Source organism: Nocardia transvalensis, assembly GCF_015477765.1.
Lineage (GTDB): Bacteria > Actinomycetota > Actinomycetes > Mycobacteriales > Mycobacteriaceae > Nocardia > Nocardia transvalensis_A.
The window spans coordinates 242,167-259,066 of sequence record NZ_JADLQQ010000006.1; the positions used below are offsets into that span (position 1 = coordinate 242,167).

Here is a 16,900-nt window from a genome sequence, read left to right on the forward strand (position 1 = left end):
ATGCCCTGCCGCGGGGGAGCGGTCAACCGTCGTGGACGGTGCGGGCGGGCGGGAGAGGTATATCGATGCGCAGGACCCGCGTGCGGCGGCGCAGCAGCGATACGAGCGCCGCGACGGCGAGGTTGGCGGTCAGGGCGATCAGCCCGCCGTTGACTCCGCCCAGCGGATCCAGGCCCAGCACGTGCAGGCCCAGTACGATCACGCTGCCGACGACGAGCCCGGCCGCCACACCGCCCGCGGTCAACCGCCGCCAGTACAGTCCGAGCAGCACCGCGGGCAGCAGCTGCGCGATCCCTTCGTAGGACAGCACCGACAGGTTGACCAGCGCCTTGGGGTAGATCAGCGCACCGGCGAGCGCGATAGCACCGACCAGCAGGCAGACCAGCTGTGACCAGCTCCGCTGCCGATGATCGGGCAGTCCACGGCCCAGAATCGTTCTGCCCCATAGGGTCCCGATGGCCACCAGGAATACGCTCATCGGCACGATGGCCGACAGCGCCCCGGCGATACCGATCACGGCGACTATCGGAGCCGGCAGCGAGTCGGTGACCAGCTCGTAGAGCGCCAGATCCGAATTCGCCAGCTGCGGCACGACGAACAGCGCCGCCGCCCCGATCAGCATCGGAACCACCAGCAGCAGTTGGTACCAGGGCAGCAGGATCGAATTGCGGCGCAGCGCGGTCGGATTCGCGGCCGACAGATATCCGGCGACGGTGGTGGGGAAGATGCAGATGGTGACGACGTTCAGCACGATCGTCGACACGAACCAGGCCCCGCCGAACGTCCCGCCGCCCGCGCCGGGAAAGGTCAGCCACTGCGGCTTCTCCGCCACCAGCCGATCCAGCAGATGCCCCGGACCGTCGAAGTAGTGCCACGGCACGTAGATCGCCAGAAACAGCACCGACAGCACCGCCAGTCCATCTTTGAGCACGCTCACCCAGGCCGACCCCCGCAGCCCCGAAGCCAGGATGAAGATCTCGGCCACCACGAACGACACCACCGCGGCCACCCGCAGGTCGACCGCGCCGTAGGACATGGCGTGCACCACCACGCCCATCCCCTGAATCTGCAGCTGCACATAGGGAATCAGGAAGATCGTGCAGATCACCGCGACGACGACACCCAGCGGCCGCGATCGGAAGCGATGTTCGGCGATATCGGCGATCGAGACCAGCCGATGCCGGGCGCAGTAGGTCCACAGCAGCGGCGCCACGAAGTAGGCGACCACCAGCCCGGTGCTCAGATAGGCGATCAGATAGAAGATCGGCACCCCGTAGCGATACGACCATCCCGCGGCGCCGAGAAACGAGAAGCTCGTATAGGACTCGCCCGCCATGAGCAGCAGCACGAACAGCGTCCCCAGCCCGCGTCCCGAGATCGACCACTCGGCCATGGATTTCCCCCGGCCCCGGCCGGACAGCACGCCGATCACGACCGTCGCCACCATCGCCACGGCGAACAGCGTGACGGCCACCGCCGCGCGCCCCGTCACGACGGCTCCCGCGGCTCGGCGTCATCGGCCGGAACGAATTCCGCTGCACCCGAACGGTAAGCGGGATCGAACCGGGCCACCAGCCCGACCAGCGGTCCGGTGCCCGCGGTGACCACCAGTACATAGAAGATAAGGAACGGAATCCCGAACACCCGCGGCTCCACCCGATTCGCCACCACCGGCGCCAGGCAGTACAGCAGACCCGGCAGGGCCAGCAGCCACAACATCGGGCCGCGGCGGCGCAGGGGGTAGGTCCGTTCGGTGCCGTTCGGCGGCGGCGGTTCGGCCATGGCGGTACCTCTCGTGGGCGTGCGGTGATCTTCCACGCCACCCTCGCCGATGCTCGGACGCGTCGCCAGCCCGGCCGGGCGCGTGTCGCCCGGCCGGTCAGAGCGAACGCTCCGACTGGCATCCGTCGGGGTCGCCGCGGCCACGATCGTCCTGTTTGTCGCGATTGCTGCGCGGGAGCCATTGCAATTCGGGGATATTCGATGAGGGGTTGTAGACTGCGCACTGAGCAAGCAATCAGAGTTCTGCCGAATTGTCCGAATTGTCCGATTGATTCTTTTGTCGCCTCTGGGTACGTGCTGCTATCTGATTTGCCTTTGATGTCCTTGTGTCGCCAATGATTTGCCAAATCGTGCACTACGGTGGATAGCTGAAGAATGTCTGCCGTGGCGAACCGGCGCCACTTCAAGATCATGTAAACGAAGATCAAAATTGTTGCTACACAATGGTGTTGAGATGTGTAAGCTGACGATCAATCACGAACCCACTACGTGGTGGGTTGGACGGCAAGGGCGGTGTCGTAGTGACCGTGGACAGACTCCGAATGCGCCGCGTGACGGTTATTGCGACCGCACTCGGCGTACTGGCCCTGATGGTGACGGGGCCATTGGATCGGTTGCTGCTGGGCACGTTCATCTGTGTCGGACTCGGACTGGGTTGGGTTAATGCCCAACTCACCTGGAAGTCCGTGACGCGCACCATCCGTTCGGAAACGCCGAGCAAACAGGTCTTGATGCTGTCTACCGCGGTCCGCCTGATGGGTCTGACCGTGCTCGCGATCGTGGTGGCATTCCTGACCCGGCCCAGCGGAATCGGAATCTTCTTCGGCCTGGCCGCCTTTCAAGTAATCCTGGTCCTCCACACCGTGGTTCCCGAATGGAAAGGGCTGCGCCAGCTGCCATGACTATTCACGCTGCCGTGCTCGCCCAGGAAGCCGAGCCGAAGATCAAGGTCGGCCATCACGCGGTCGTGCACATGTGGGGTATGGACTTCAACATCGACACGATCGTGTCGACGGTGGTGGCCGCGATCGTCGTGATCGCCCTGGCCTTCTTCGTGCGGATCAAGATCACCTCGGGGGTGCCGAACGGCGTTCAGCTGTTCTTCGAGGCCGTGACGATCCAGATGCGCAACCAGGTCGAGACGGCCATCGGAATGAAGATCGCTCCGTTCGCGCTGCCGCTGGCGGTCACGCTGTTCGTCTTCATCCTGCTGTCGAACTGGATCTCGGTGCTGCCGGTGCAATACGGGCAGGGCGAACTGATCTTCCCGCCGGCGTCGGACGTCAACTTCGTCTATGCGCTCGCCCTGTTCGTATTCCTTTTCTATCAGGGGGCGGGCATGGCCAGGCGCGGCCCGATCACCCACTTCAAGCAATTGCTCAAAGGGCACACCGGCTGGGGCCCGATGGTGTTCGTCAACGTCGTCGAGGAGATCGCCAAGCCGATCTCGTTGTCCCTGCGGTTGTTCGGCAATATGTTCGCCGGTGTCGTGATGATCTCGGTGATCACGCTGTTCCCGTTCTGGATAAGCTGGGGGCCGAATGCCGTCTGGAAGCTGTTCGATATGTTCATCGGTGCCATTCAGGCGTTCATCTTCTCGCTGCTGACCGTTCTCTACTTCAGCCAGTCCATGTCCTTGGAGCACGAAAACCACTGATCTGATCGACGATCGCCGATCGGAAACGTTCGAGAACAGGAAGTGAAACATGGCAGATCCAGCAACCGCGACCATCGTCCAGGGTGCGCTGATCGGTGGCGGACTCATCATGGCCGGTGGCGCCATCGGTGCCGGCATCGGTGACGGTATCGCGGGTTCGGCGTTGATCAACGGAGTGACCCGACAGCCGGAGGCCGAGGGTCGATTGCGGGTCAACTTCTTCCTGACCGTCGGTCTGGTCGAAGCCGCGTACTTCATCAACCTGGCCTTCATGGCGTTGTTCGTCTTCGCCACACCAGGTAAGTAACGCGTCATGACTCCGCGAACCGATGTGGTGGCCCAGGGGAATTTCCTCATCCCCAACGGCACCTTCTTCGTCGAGTTGTTGATCTTCCTGATCGTGCTCGGAGTCATTTGGTTCTTCGTCGTTCCGCCGATCCGAAAGGTGCTGGCGGAACGCGAGGCCAGGGTCGAGGCGACGACGGCGAACGACAAGGAAGCCAAGGAGACGTTCGCCGAGGCCGAGGCCCGCTACCAGTCGGGTCTCAAACAGGCGCGCGAGGAAGCGGCCGAAATTCGGAATCAGGCGCGCGCCGAGGGACGCGCCATTCTCGATCGGCTGCGCACCGAGGCGCAGGAGGAAGCCGACCGCATCGTCGCGGAGTCCGCGGCACAGCTGCGCGCCGAGGCCGATCAGGTGGCCGCCGAGCTGCGCGAGGAAGTCGAGCCACTCGCCGATTCGCTGGCCGACCGGGTGTCCGGCGTCGACGATCGACGTGCCGGAACCAGTGCCGGACGTCAGAGGGGACAGGCGTCGTCATGAACACCACCACCGGCATCCTGGCCGCCGAGACCGGGTACCACATCACCTTCGACTGGCCGGTCTTCTTCAGCCAGCTGTTCGGCTTCGCGGTCATCGTCTATGTGCTCGTCAAATGGGTTGTGCCACCGGTCAAGGGGCTTATGGCCCGCAACCAGGAGGCCGTCCGCAAGCAGCTCGAGGAGAGCGAGGAGGCGGTCGAACGGCTGGCCAAGGCCAAAAAGGCCTATGACAGCGCCATGGCAGAGGCGCAGGCCGAACTGGAACGGATGCGCAAGGACGCCCAGGACGATGCGGAGCACATCATCGCGCAGATGCGCGAGGCCGCCGCCGCCGAGGTCGAGCGCGTCCGCAAGCAGGGCCGCGACCAGATCCTGCAGCTGCGCCGCCAGCTCATCCGCGACCTGCAGACCGACCTGACCTCCGCCATGCTCGACCGCACCGAGGAAAAGGTCCGCATCAAGATCGAAACCCCGACGGCCAAGGCCGAGAGCATCGAACGCTTCCTGGAGGAGCTGGAGGCCCTGGCCAACGGCAGCCACCCAGTGCGCCGCCAGGCGCAGTCACGCTGGAACTGAACACCGCACCCCTTCCTGACATCCGCACCCTCTACGGCCGTCCGTAGAGGGTGCGGATGCGTAGAAGGGGTGCGGATCTCGGTTCCGTGGCACTTACGGCCTGGCGGAGGGCTTCGGACAGCGGTGGGGGAGTGAGGTGGGCGAAGGGGCGGGAGCGGGTGGGGTCGACGACGTAGTCGTACTGGTTGGCGCTGGCGAGGTATCGGCAGAACTGGTAGGAGTCGCCGGTGACGGCGGCGGTGAGTGCGGCGTCGGCCCGCGGGGTGGCGATCGGCAGGGGAACGATCAGGCGGCGCAGGCGAAGTGCCTCGACGACCGCCCGCAGGAGTTGTTCGTGGGTGGGTTCGGCGCAGGCGGGTGCGTCGAGCGATCGGCCCGCCAATCGACGGCGGGTTCCGGCGGTGATGAGGGTGTCGACCGTGGTTCCCGGGTCGATGACCGCGATGTGATTGGTGCGCCAAGGGCCGAGCGGAATGACGGGTAGTCGTTGGGCGAGTCTCAGGTACGGCAGCAGTCCGCGCGATCCCGCGCCGAGGACCATCCCGGCCCGCACGGCGGTCATACCTCGCATGCCGCGAAGCAGAATCTCCTCGACGACGAGCCGATTGCGTTGGTAGACAGGCTGTTCCACCCCCGCTGGGGCGGCCAGGGTGGTGAAGAAGACGCCGCGGGGAAGTTCGGTGGCGCGTGCGGCCAGCACGAACTGGTGGGCTGCCTGCCTGTCGCGTTCGTCGGTCCGGCGGTCGGAGGCGTTAAGTGCGTGAACGAAATAGAACGCGACATCCACCCCGGTGAGCGCCTCGACGAGACCTTCCCCGGAGACGACATCGCCCCGCACGATCTCGTCGAGTCCGGGCGTGGCACGCGCCGGATCGCGGACCAACCCGCGGACGGTATGGCCCTGGTCGGCGAGGCGGCGGGCGACAAGCCCGCCGTTGTATCCGCTGGCGCCGACGATCAGTGCCTTCATGGCTCACTCCGTGACGTTCGAATAGTGCTTGCGCTCGTTCCACAGCGCGCTCAGCGCCGTACGGGGATCGATGAGCAGCATCCGCAGCCGGGCCCGTACCGAGTCGGGCCGCCGCACGTCGAGGTAGCCGTACAGCTGGTGACGGCTGACGAGACCGTCGCGGAAGGTCCAGATCTCGGTGCCGAATTGGTTTGTGCGGCCGCGGAACCCGCCCTCATAGGTCAGCACGACGGTGCCGGAGTTCGCGCACTGGACCGTCTTGCGCACCTGGAGTCCGTGGACTCGCCACAGCCCGGCCATCACCGTCGCGGCGGGCCGGATCTCGTCGATGCCTGTATAGCAGCGGCGCACCCCGTCGATGATCCATTCCGCGACGGCATCGTGGTGGTAGAGCGCCAGCCATTCGCCCAGGCTCGCCTCGTTGGTCATGCGCTCGGCCTCGACGGCGAACCGCGAAGCATCGAGGCGCCCCTTGTCGTCGACAACGGATGCGGTCATGGAGCCATGTGCAGCCATACGTTCACTGTCACATAACTTTTTGAAGTGGACAAGAGTGAATATGAAGTATCGACTTCTATTGCTTGTGAGGATGATGGGGTCGGGCTGGTGGCCGTCCACAGGCGAGGTCGGCGCGTCTACTCCACGAGCGCGCCGGCGTGGAGGGCGATGCCGGACTGGGGCGCGACATCCGCGTGCAGCCAACCCCCGCCGTCGATTTCGTAGGCGGGCCCGGTGCAGGTTCCTTCTCGGATGGACCCGTGCATGACATCGCAGTAGGTGCCCGGTGGAAGGGGTGTGTGATAGGCCCGGCTCGTGACCGCGAAGTCCTCGCCGTTGAGCACGAGATAGCCCGCGTTCCCGCGACCGAAGGCGATGAGATTGCCCCCGTTGTCGGACCAGTCGACCACCGGCTCGTCGCGGACCTGTCGGTGAAAGCCGACCATCCCCGCCACACCGGGCCAGGCGTGTTCGCACAGCCAATGGCCGTCGCCGCAGGCGGCGTCGGTGGTGCGGCCGAGCGGATCGGACGGCGGCGGCTCGTCGTAGCCGGTGAAGGCATAGTCGCTCAGGACTTTCGGACGCCCGTAGGGCCAGGCGAGCAGGAATGCATTGGCCAGGACGTAACGGTCACCGTCGGCGTAGGTCAGCGTGGACCCGTTGCGTTCGGTGTCGTGGTTGGCCACGAAGACCACGGACTTGTCGGACGGCAGGGCCGAGCCGAACTTTCGCAGCTGTGCCAGCCGCCCGTGCCGGAAGATCGCGCTCAGGCCTCCGGCGTAGCGCAGGTCCATCACGTCGCCGGTGGCGAGGTAATCCTCGGGCTGGACGCCTTCGTGCCAGCCGTAGATGACCTCCTGATAGACGTAGGCAGGTCGAGTCAGCCGCTGCTCGATCGCCGAAAGGTCCTCGGGGGCGATGTACTTCGCCGAATCGATGCGGAAGCCGTCGACGCCGAGGGAGAGCAGATCCTCGAGATATCCGGCAATGCGATCCCGGACCGCGTCCTTGTCGGTGGCCAGGTCGGAGGCATTCAACGTTTGGCAGTGGTGGATCTGATAGCGGTCCCCGTAGTCCTCGATCGCCTCGTTCGGCGTGCCGCAATGATGAAAATCGTCCGGACCGTAGCCCGTCGTCGGATACCAATAGTGACAGTACGGCGTGCCCGCACTGCCGATCCCGCACCCGTTCACCGCCGACATGTTGTTGATGATGGTGTCCACATACACCTGCACCCCGGCCTCATGGCAGCTGCGGACCATATCCGCCAGCTCGGCCCGGGTCCCATAGCGGCTGTCCAACCTGTAGGACACCGCCGAATAGCTCTGCCACCACGGAAAACCCTGTTCCGGCAGCAGCGAATGCTCCTCCGGCGGCGAAGTCTGCACGGCCCCATACCCCAGCGGCCCCAGCGTCTCCCGGCATTCCCGGCCGATCGATCGCCAATTCCACCCGAACATCTGCACGATCACATCCCGGTCCGGCGCCGCGGCCGAGGTTTGCGCAGGCACCGCGAGTCCGGCCGCGAGAATCCCCATGACCAGGACGAAGACCCATGATCGCGCCATGGAGGCGACTGTAACCGAGCCCGCGCACAAGATGAGTCAGGTCAGCTCGCACACGTCGTTGCCGCCGGTGGATGGAATGCGAGGCGGTTCCGCGAAATCAGGCCAGGGACAGGATCAGCAGGGAGCTGGACGCGGTGGCCAGGAGCTTGCCGGTGGTGTCGTGCACCTCGGCCTCGGCGAAGGCGACGCGGCGGCCGGGCTTGGTGACCCAGCCTCGCGCCCGGATGGGGCCGGTGTCGGCGTGGATGGAACGCAAGTAGTTGACCTTGATCTCGATGGAGGTGTATCCGACCCCGGCCGGAAGGGTCGTGTGGACGGCACAGCCGGCGACCGAATCGAGCAGCGTGCAGACCAGGCCGCCGTGTACCAGGCCGATGGGATTGTAGGCGGATTCGTCGGGGACACAGGAGAATCCGACCTCTCCCTCGGCGACCGTCATATCGGTCATGCCGCCGAGGAGGTAGCTGATCGGGGCCGCGGGGAGATCACCGGCGGCGATGGCGCGCATGTATTCCAGGCCCGACATGGTCGCACCGGCCTGGGCGGTCGCCAGGGGGTCGTACCAGGTCACCGTCTTGCTGTGCGGCTCCCCCCAGGCGGCGGGGGCGGACGTCGTCGTGTTCTCGGTCATCGGGCTCGTCCTTTCGAGATAACTATCTCGCTGACAGTAGCTATCCACCATGGAGCAATCTAGCAGTTACCCCCATTTCGGGGGTGTGACGGCGATCGCACGGCAAGGAGTAGCGCCGATGGGCACGGCCGACGCCCTGTCATCGGGGCCGTCCGGACCTCGATGACAGGGCGTACGACTATCCGATGCGCGCGTTATCCGGCGCACCGCAGGTCGGAGCGGTCGGCGCGCCGGTGAGGCGCTGGGCGAGCCAGTCCATGGCCGGGGTCGCGGTGATGAATCCGGCCGAAATGTGTTCGGCCACCGGATACTTCGTGTAGGTGACGTCCAGGCCGCGGCCGCAGTAGTCGGCCACCAGCCGGTCCGACTCCGGCACCGAGGCGATCTCGTCGTTCGCACCGGTGAACAGGTACATCGGCGCGGTGGGCGTGCCGTAGGTGCCGGCACGCAGGCCGTCCAGCGTCTTCGCGATCGCCGGGACGCCGAGGGGCCAGACGCCGTTCACTGTGTGATTCTGCAGCCGGTCGAAGGGGTACTTCTTCATCAGCTCGTAGGCGCACAGGCTCGAAATCGACTGCCGGAACGCGGTATCCGGGAAGTAGGAGGAGATCCCGAGCTGCGGGTAGGCGCGGTCGAGGCCGAGGGCGGCCGAGAAGGCGAGGCCCGCGAACGGGCCGCCGTTCAACAGCCCTGCCGTCGCGCCCATATCGGTCGGCACGCCGCCCGCCGCGACGCCGCGGATATTCAGCTCGGGCGCATACGTCGGTGCGAGTTCGGCACCGAATTCGATGCCGCGGGCCCCGCCGGAATAACCGAACATCAGTACCGGCGTCGAGGTGCCGGAAAGCCCTGCGGGCGCGAAATTCTCGGCGGCGCGAACGCCGTCGAGAGTATTACGGCCCTCGACTTTGCCCGCCGCGAATTCACCGTCGGGACCGAGGTAATCGGGGATCACGACGGTCCAGCCCCGGTCCAGTGCGGCACCGATATTCTGGAACTCGCTGCGCATGCCGGTGGAGGTCTGATAATCGGTGTCCGCGCGAATCTGATAGGACGGGCTGCAGCGGGGATCCACGGCGTCGATCCAGGGATCGTAGACCAGCAGCGCCGACGGCCCGGCCTGGTCGGCGGGCCGCAGCACGGTGGCCATCGTGGTCCACGGCGACCCCTCGGAGTTCTGGCTGACGTATTTCAGCTGCCACGCCGAGAATCGCGCCGAGGTCGGGAAATTCGGGAGATCGACCGGCCGGCTGTCGATCACCTCGCCCATGGACCTGCCGCTCAGCGAGTGCGGCTGCGCGTAGAACGGGTCGTCGCCCGGCACGGGCGGTGCCGCTGTTGCCGAGGCCAGGGAAATCGAATTCACCGAACCGGCGAGTGCCAGCGCGGCGGCGAAAACGCCGAGAAATCTACGAATACTCACCGGCAGGATCGTAGCCGTATAGTTTCGGCCGGAAGTTTCGCCTCGGTCCGCTAGTGAGCTGGATCGGAAATAGGGGGAACTGTGGTCGCTCTCGCAATGAGCACCCCTGTCGAATTACTCCGTCGATTCCACTCTATCGGCTTTGCACGACCCACACGCCGGTGCCTCCCAGTACAGTCGATTGCGTACCACCTGATGAAGATGTGCGGGCCTGCACCATGGCCGGGAGGGACCGAAGCAATGACACGCGCAGCGCCGAATCTCGCGGATCGGCTCGAAGCAATCCACGGCGACCTCGCCGACCTGTACCGCGATCTCCATGCCCATCCCGAGCTGGCTTTCGGCGAACATCGCACCGCCGACGAAATCGCCCGCCGCGCAGCGTCGTTCGGCTACGAGGTCACCACGGGCGTGGGCCACACCGGCGTAGTGGCGCGGCTGGCCAACGGGACCGGACCCACGGTGCTGCTGCGGGCCGATATGGATGCCCTTCCGGTGCACGAACAGACCGGCCTGCCCTACGCCTCCACCGCGACCGATCCGGACACCGGCGAGTCGGTCATGCATGCTTGCGGCCACGACATCCACGTCACCTGTCTGCTGGGCGCCCTGCAGATCCTCGCGGAGAGCACGCAGTCCTGGTCGGGGACGGTGCTCGCGGTGTTCCAGCCCGCCGAGGAGACCGCCACGGGCGCCCAGGCCATGATCGACGACGGCCTGTTCGACCGCTTCGGCAGGCCGGACGTGGTCCTCGGCCAACACGTCGGCCCGCTGCCGACGGATATCGTGGCGCTGCACCCCGGCCCGGCCATGGCCGCCACCGATGCGCTGCGAATCACGCTGTACGGCAAGGGCGGACACGGTTCCCGCCCGGAGGCCACCGTCGATCCGGTGGTGCTGGCGGCGGCGACCGTCATGCGCCTGCAGACGATCGTGTCGCGCGAGATCGCGGGCGGGGAGATCGCCGTCGTCACCGTCGGCTCGATCAAGGCGGGCACCCGGCACAACATCATCTCCGACCACGCCGAACTGCTGGTCAATATCCGCACCTACACCCCCGAGATGCGCGAGCGGGTGCTGCGGGCGATCGAGCGCATCGTCCGGGCGGAGGCGGCCGCGTCCGGCGCGGAACGCGCACCGGATATCGAGACGCTGGAAACCTTCCCGACCCTGGTCAACGATGCGGCCGCGGTCGAACGAACCGCATCGGCATTCCGCGACGCGTTCGGAGCCGACAAGGTCGTCGACCCCGGCCCGGTGACGGCCAGTGAGGACTGCGGCCTGCTGGCAACGAGTTCCGGTGCGCCCCTGTGCTATTGGTTCTTCGGCGGTGTCGATCCGCAGCGCTTCGCGCAGGCCTTCGCCCAGGGCCGGGGGATGCAGGACATCCCCTCCAACCATTCGCCCCACTTCGCTCCGGAATGCGATCCGGCGATCGACACCGGCGTCACCGCCATGGTCACCGCCGCCCTGACCTGGCTCGACTGAACGCAACGAGCCGCAGGGGCGCGCACCCCTGCGGCTCGTCCGGTCAGCGCCCGGCGACGAGCTCCGCGTCCGGGTCGTCCTCCTCCAGCACCGCCTCACCACGCGCGACCATGCCCGCCTCGTCCGACAGCTTCAGGTGCGGAATGAACAGCGTCAGCAGGAAGGCAAGGGCCGCACCGGGAATCACGTACCAGAAGCCCGGCACCAGGGCGTCGGCGTAGGCGCCGACGATGGCGTCGTGCAGCCCGGCAGGCAGGTGTTTGACCACCGAGGGCACCAGCTCGCTCGGCTGCAGGCCGGACTGCGCGGCCTCCTGCCAGTGTGTGCGGAAGACCTCGGTCAGCCCGTCGGTGAGCCGGCTGGTGAAGATCGACCCGAAGATCGCCACGCCGATCGCGCCGCCCATTTCCCGGAAGTAGTTGTTGGCGCTGGTCGCGGTGCCGATCTGCTCGGGCGCGACCGCATTCTGGACCACCAGCACGATGATCTGCATGATCAGGCCGAGCCCCGCGCCGATGACCAACAGCATCGCCGACACCAGCCACATCGAGCTGTGCGCATCGATCCGGGTCATCCACAGCATGCCGAGGATGATGATCAGCGCGCCCAGCGGCGGGTAGATCCGGTAGCGGCCGGTCTTGGTGATGGCGGTCATCGAGCCGATGAGCGTCGCCATCATGCCGATCATCATCGGGATGAGCAGCAGGCCCGACACCGAAGCCGAAGCGCCGGTGGCCATTTGCAGGTAGGTCGGGATGAACGCCAGCGCCGCGAACATCACCAGGCCGACGATGAGGCCGATGGCCGAGGTCAGCACGAAGGTGCGGTTGCGGAACAGCCACAGCGGCAGCATGGGCTCCTCGGCCCGCGCCTCCACGGCCACGAACACGCCGACGATGATCACCAGCGCCGCGGCCATCGACAGGATCGTCGGCGAGCCCCACGCGTACTGCTTGCCGCCCCAGTCGGTGATCAGGATGAGCAGCGTCGTCGCGGCCGACATGAGCACCACGCCGAAGTAGTCGGGCTTCACCTTGGGCCGGTGACTGGGAATGCTCAGGTAGCGGAACGCGATGACCATCGCCGCGAGGCCGACCGGGACGTTGATCCAGAAGCACCAGCGCCAGCTCAGGCTGTCGGCGAAGAAGCCGCCGAGCAGCGGACCGGCCACGGAGGTGACGCCGAAGATCGCGCCCATCGGCGCCATGAACTTGCCGCGGTCCTTGGCCGGGACGATATCGGCGATGATGGCCTGCGCCAGGATCATCAGACCGCCGCCGCCCACGCCCTGCAGGCCGCGGAACACGATGAACTCCCAGAAGCCGTTCGACACGGCCGCCCCGACCGAGGCGGCGGTGAAGACGGCGATGGCGAACAGGAACAGCCAGCGCCGCCCGAACAGGTCGCCGAATTTGCCGTAGATCGGCATGACGATGGTCGTCGCCAGGAGGTAGGACGTCGCGGTCCAGGCCATATGGGAGATGCCGCCCAACTCGCCGACGATGGTCGGCATCGCGGTGCCCACGATGGTCTGATCGAGGCTGGCCAGGAACATGCCCGCGATCAGTGCGGAGAAGATGAGCCAGATCCGCTTCCGGGTGAGAACTATTGGGGTCGGCGGCGATTCGGCCGTCGCGGTCATCGGTGTCTCTCCTTGTTTTCAGGGTCGGGGCCGAACAGGCGGGCTGCCAGTCGACACTGCTCGTGGAGGGCGGTCGCCAGCGGCAGGTCCGGACGGTCGGCCAGCGACATCGCCGCGTGAGTGGTCAGGGTGGACATGAGCCCCGCTGTGAGAGAGGCGAACTGGTGCGAGACCTCACCCATGCGGGCGGTCAGCAGCTCCTGCACGGCGGTCGTGTGCCGGACGCCCGCGGCGAAGAACCCTGCCACCACCCGCGGTTCGGTCTTGATGATCTCGGTGATCAACGAGATGTTCTCGCGCACTTCGTCTTCGGGCACGTAGCTGGAGGCGTACAGCGCGACGAGATCGTCGATCAGCACGCCGGTGGGGCCGCCCGCCACGAACTGTTCACGCGCCTCGGGTGTGCCGATATCCCCGATGGGGCCGAGGACCGCATCCAGCTTGGTCTCGTAGTAGTTGAAGAAGGTGCGCGGTGAGACGCCGACCGCCTTGGCGATGTCGTCGGTGGTGGTGGCGTCGAGCCCGCGCTCGACGGTCAGGCGGCGCGCGGCCAGGCACAGATCGTGCCGGGTCTGCCGCTTCTTCTGTTCCCGCAGCCCCAGTGAGCCGTCCTGCATCGCCTTGACCATGCCGAAAAACTACACGATCTGCAATTTTTCAGGCTATGCAATTTCCGTCACACGGGTTCAGCTGCGATTTCCCGGTCAGTGGGTATCTCGAGGCGGTTCGAGATAGGCGAGGGCGGCATCCAGGACGCCATCGGCGTAGGCGGGGGTGAGGCCGTCCAAGCCCAGGGACCAGCGGTACTGGATGGGTCCGAGTAGCAGGTCCAGGGCGAGTTCGATGTCGAGATCGGGGCGGAGTTGACCGGCGGCGACCGCCGAGTTCAGGCGCTCGGCGATCGCGGCCCGCTGGGGGAGCAGGAGCTGTTCGCGGTAGTAGCGGCCGACCTCGGGGTCCTGCTGGATCTCGATGTACATCGCGCGCAGGAAGCCCTCCAGGGTGGGATTGGTGAGTTCGGTGACGGCGCCGCGCAGCAGCAGGCCGAGATCCGCGCGGATATCGCCGTTGTCCGGGATGGTCAAACCCTCTGGGCTGGAATAACTTTCGAGCATCGCATCCAGGACGACCGCACCCTTCGACGGCCACCAGCGGTAGATCGTCTGCTTGCCGACACCCGCGCGAGCCGCGATGGCCTCGATGCTCAGTTTCGCGTAGGGCACGGCGCTGATCAGTTCGGCGGTGGCGGTGAGGATGGCCGATCGCGACCGTTCGCTGCGACGTGCGGCACTCGGCTTGGCAGGCATGACGGCAGCCTAGCAAGAAGCGAGACGAGACGGACCGTCTTGACATATGTCGTGACCCCTGTCATGCTTCACGGCGAGACGAAACGTCTCGTTACGAGAGGAGTGACCGTGACCAGAACCTGGTTCATCACCGGCGCCAACCGCGGCCTGGGCCGCGCCTTCACCGTCGCCGCGCTGACGCACGGTGACCGGGTCGTCGCGACCGCCCGCGAGCCACACACGATGGCCGACCTCGCCCAGGAGCGGCTCACCGTGCTGCCCTTGGACGTGCGCGAGCGCGACCGCGTCGTTGCCACGGTGGACCGCGCGTTCGAGCTGGCCGGTTCGATCGACGTGATCGTCAACAACGCCGGCTACGGCCTGGTCGGCGCGCTGGAGGAACTCGACGAACGGCAGATCCGGGACCAGATGGACACCAACTTCTATGGTGCCCTGTGGGTTTCGCAGGCCGCGATACCTCATCTGCGCAAACAGGGCTCGGGCCATATCGTGCAGATCTCGACGGTCGGGGCGGTGGGTTCGCTGCCGCTGTTCAGCCTGTACAACGCCAGTAAGTGGGCGCTCGAGGGTTTCAGTGCCTCGCTCGCGGATGAACTGCGGCCCTTCGGGATTTCGGTGACCCTGGCGCAGATGGGCGGATTCGCCACCGACTGGGCGGGGTCGAGCATGAAGTTCGCCGAGGCGAATCCGGCCTATACCGAGCTGCGCTCGGGGATTCTGGGGATGCCGGAGTATCCGGACCCGACGGCCCCGCCGCCCGCGGCCGAGGGCGAATCCGAATGGCAGGAGGCTGCCCCGGAGGTCGCAGCGGCCGAATTGCTGGCGTTGGTCGAGATGCCGAATCCGCCGCTGCGCAGGATCATCGGGCCCGGCGCCCGCGAGATGGTCGCGATGGCGCTCGATCAGCGGCGGTCGGACTACGCCACGGATCCGGAATTCGCCTGGCCCAGCTGAGCGGGCCGTCCGGTCGACGAGGACCCGCCCGTCCGATACCGTGCACGGCGGGGCTGGGTAGGAGTTTGAGGCGGACGGTAGTGGTGGCGAGGCTGTTTCGGCTGGTAGTGGCGGTGGCAGTGGGTTCGGCACTGCTGGCGGCGGGCGGATCCGACCCCGATCCCGGGGGATTGGGGCGCTTCTACCACCAGCGCCTCGCCTGGAAGCCGTGTGCGATGGCCACTCTCGACGCCGCCGGTGCCGAGTGCGCGGACGTGCGGGTTCCGCTGGATTACACGAAACCGCACGACCGCACCATCACCGTCGCGATCTCCCGGATCAGGGCGGGCAATTCGGAGTTGCGGCGCGGGGTGCTGGTGGCCAATCCGGGCGGTCCCGGGGCGGAGGGCCTGGACACCGTGGATCTGCTCGGGGACGTGCTCACCCCGGATGTGGTGGCGCGCTACGACCTGATCGGGATGGATCCGAGGGGTGTGGGCCGGTCGACGGCGGCCCCGCGCTGCGGCTGGTCGGTCGGCGAGATGATCCGCTCGGCGGGACTGTCCGACAACGGTTTCCGGCACGACAGCGTCGAATCGGCGGGCATGGCGCAGACCTGTCTGGCCCACGATTCCGACGCCCGCCGCCAATTCACCACCCGCAACACCGCGCGCGATATGGATGTCGTGCGGGCGGCGCTGGGCGAACCGACACTCAATTACTACGGAGTCTCCTACGGGACCTATCTGGGCGCGGTCTACACCCAGATGTTCCCGTCCCGCAGCGATCGGATGGTGTTCGACAGCGCCATCGATCCGGACCGGTATTGGGCAGGGCTGGTTCAGGATTGGGGACCGGCCGGTGAGATCGCACTGGACGACTGGACGAGGTGGGCCGCGCAACGCGACGACACCTACCACTTCGGGGCGAGTGCGGATCAGGTTCGAGCCACGGTCGAGAATCTGATCCGGGCCGCCGGACGGCAGCCGATCATCATCGACGACTTCCCGATCGACGATCATTGGCTGCCGTTCATCCTGCACAACCTGGTGACCAGCTACCGCACGAACGTGGCTCTGGCCGAAACCGTGCGCGAGATAGCCGACGCCGCGGGCCACCCACCCGCACCCGCGCGGGCCCCTCGGCTGCGCATGATCCTCGAGGCCCTGCGGACCGGTGAGAATTCGGCCCTGGCCGAAATCGCCTGCTCCGACGTCGGCGCGCCCACCGACCCGGCCTGGTATCAGCGCAATATCGAAGCCACCCGCATCACCCAGCCGGTCTTCGGTGCCCTGGCCAACAACATCCAGCCGTGCGCCTACTGGCCGCGCCCCGTGGAACCACCGACCGTCGTGCGCAATGCGGTCCCCGCACTCATCCTGCAATCGGCCGGCGACCCCCGCACCCCGTACGCCCACGGCGTCCAACTGCACGCCGTCCTCCCCAACTCCCGGCTGGTCACCCTCCGAAACGTCCGCATCCACATGACCTTCCGACCGGCCCTGAGCACCTGCATCCGCTTCACGATCAACACCTATTTCAGCGCCGGGGTCCGCCCGCCCGCAGACACCGCCTGCGATCCGGATCCGGGTGTGGGATGACG

18 protein-coding genes are annotated in these 16,900 nt (G+C 66.5%); 8 read left to right on the forward strand and 10 right to left on the reverse strand.

What is annotated here, in order from left to right; all coding sequences use genetic code 11:
- Positions 1-22 precede the first annotated feature (22 nt).
- Together IU452_RS19080 and IU452_RS19085 are read right to left on the reverse strand one after the other, a co-directional pair.
- Positions 23-1,492, reverse strand: a complete 1,470-nt coding sequence (locus IU452_RS19080) for a sodium:solute symporter family protein (protein ID WP_195110445.1) — start codon at positions 1,490-1,492, stop codon at positions 23-25.
- Entirely contained in the window at positions 1,489-1,782 is a 294-nt protein-coding gene (locus tag IU452_RS19085) for a DUF3311 domain-containing protein (RefSeq protein WP_195110446.1), read from the reverse strand. Before IU452_RS19085 ends, IU452_RS19080 begins: the two co-directional genes overlap by 4 nt.
- Before the next feature lie 542 nt (positions 1,783-2,324).
- On the opposite strand from IU452_RS19085, the gene IU452_RS19090 reads away from it, so the two are divergent.
- The 5 genes from IU452_RS19090 to IU452_RS19110 are packed head-to-tail and all read left to right on the forward strand — an operon-like array spanning position 2,325 to position 4,837.
- Positions 2,325-2,684: a hypothetical protein gene (locus IU452_RS19090; protein WP_228818358.1), complete on the forward strand. Its 360-nt coding sequence runs from the start codon at positions 2,325-2,327 to the stop codon at positions 2,682-2,684.
- Positions 2,681-3,439, forward strand: coding sequence for a F0F1 ATP synthase subunit A (atpB, locus tag IU452_RS19095; RefSeq protein ID WP_195110448.1), 759 nt, complete (start codon positions 2,681-2,683; stop codon positions 3,437-3,439). Before IU452_RS19090 ends, atpB begins: the two co-directional genes overlap by 4 nt.
- Before the next feature lie 49 nt (positions 3,440-3,488).
- Positions 3,489-3,746 (forward strand): F0F1 ATP synthase subunit C, encoded by a 258-nt coding sequence (locus IU452_RS19100; RefSeq protein WP_195110449.1) that lies wholly within the window; start codon positions 3,489-3,491, stop codon positions 3,744-3,746.
- 6 nt (positions 3,747-3,752) lie between these two features.
- Complete coding sequence (locus tag IU452_RS19105) at positions 3,753-4,262, forward strand: F0F1 ATP synthase subunit B (protein ID WP_195110450.1); 510 nt, start codon at positions 3,753-3,755, stop codon at positions 4,260-4,262.
- A complete protein-coding gene (locus IU452_RS19110) occupies positions 4,259-4,837 on the forward strand; it encodes a hypothetical protein (protein ID WP_195110451.1) in 579 nt (192 codons plus the stop codon). The genes IU452_RS19105 and IU452_RS19110 overlap by 4 nt, the downstream gene beginning before the upstream one ends.
- A 31-nt stretch (positions 4,838-4,868) precedes the next feature.
- On the opposite strand, the gene IU452_RS19115 is transcribed toward IU452_RS19110, so the two are convergent.
- The 5 genes from IU452_RS19115 to IU452_RS19135 all read right to left on the reverse strand — a co-directional run bounded on the left by IU452_RS19115 (position 4,869) and on the right by IU452_RS19135 (position 9,927).
- A complete protein-coding gene (locus tag IU452_RS19115; protein ID WP_195110452.1) occupies positions 4,869-5,807 on the reverse strand; it encodes an NAD(P)H-binding protein in 939 nt (312 codons plus the stop codon).
- Positions 5,808-5,810: 3 nt separating this feature from the next.
- On the reverse strand, positions 5,811-6,305 hold the full coding sequence (locus IU452_RS19120) for a nuclear transport factor 2 family protein (RefSeq protein WP_195110453.1): 495 nt from the start codon (positions 6,303-6,305) through the stop codon (positions 5,811-5,813).
- Between the two features lie 137 nt (positions 6,306-6,442).
- A complete protein-coding gene (locus IU452_RS19125) occupies positions 6,443-7,873 on the reverse strand; it encodes an alpha-amylase (RefSeq protein WP_195110454.1) in 1,431 nt (476 codons plus the stop codon).
- 97 nt (positions 7,874-7,970) lie between these two features.
- The gene (locus IU452_RS19130; protein WP_195110455.1) at positions 7,971-8,504 is read right to left on the reverse strand and encodes a PaaI family thioesterase; all 534 of its coding nucleotides are present in this window, start codon (positions 8,502-8,504) and stop codon (positions 7,971-7,973) included.
- A 178-nt stretch (positions 8,505-8,682) separates the two neighbouring features.
- Complete coding sequence (locus IU452_RS19135) at positions 8,683-9,927, reverse strand: lipase family protein (RefSeq protein ID WP_195110456.1); 1,245 nt, start codon at positions 9,925-9,927, stop codon at positions 8,683-8,685.
- Between the two features lie 240 nt (positions 9,928-10,167).
- Between IU452_RS19135 and IU452_RS19140 the strand changes: the two genes are divergently transcribed.
- On the forward strand, positions 10,168-11,415 hold the full coding sequence (locus tag IU452_RS19140; protein ID WP_195110457.1) for an amidohydrolase: 1,248 nt from the start codon (positions 10,168-10,170) through the stop codon (positions 11,413-11,415).
- 43 nt (positions 11,416-11,458) lie between these two features.
- Here the strand turns inward: IU452_RS19140 and IU452_RS19145 are convergent, their stop codons facing one another.
- From IU452_RS19145 to IU452_RS19155, 3 genes are all read right to left on the reverse strand, one after another.
- A complete protein-coding gene (locus tag IU452_RS19145; RefSeq protein ID WP_195110458.1) occupies positions 11,459-13,057 on the reverse strand; it encodes an MDR family MFS transporter in 1,599 nt (532 codons plus the stop codon).
- Positions 13,054-13,686 (reverse strand): TetR/AcrR family transcriptional regulator, encoded by a 633-nt coding sequence (locus IU452_RS19150; RefSeq protein ID WP_195110459.1) that lies wholly within the window; start codon positions 13,684-13,686, stop codon positions 13,054-13,056. The genes IU452_RS19145 and IU452_RS19150 overlap by 4 nt, the downstream gene beginning before the upstream one ends.
- A gap of 75 nt (positions 13,687-13,761) precedes the next feature.
- Positions 13,762-14,364, reverse strand: a complete 603-nt coding sequence (locus tag IU452_RS19155) for a TetR/AcrR family transcriptional regulator (protein WP_195110460.1) — start codon at positions 14,362-14,364, stop codon at positions 13,762-13,764.
- Positions 14,365-14,472: 108 nt separating this feature from the next.
- Between IU452_RS19155 and IU452_RS19160 the strand changes: the two genes are divergently transcribed.
- On the forward strand, positions 14,473-15,318 hold the full coding sequence (locus IU452_RS19160; protein ID WP_324192700.1) for an SDR family NAD(P)-dependent oxidoreductase: 846 nt from the start codon (positions 14,473-14,475) through the stop codon (positions 15,316-15,318).
- 83 nt (positions 15,319-15,401) lie between these two features.
- Positions 15,402-16,898 (forward strand): alpha/beta fold hydrolase, encoded by a 1,497-nt coding sequence (locus tag IU452_RS19165; protein WP_324192701.1) that lies wholly within the window; start codon positions 15,402-15,404, stop codon positions 16,896-16,898.
- Positions 16,899-16,900 lie beyond the last annotated feature (2 nt).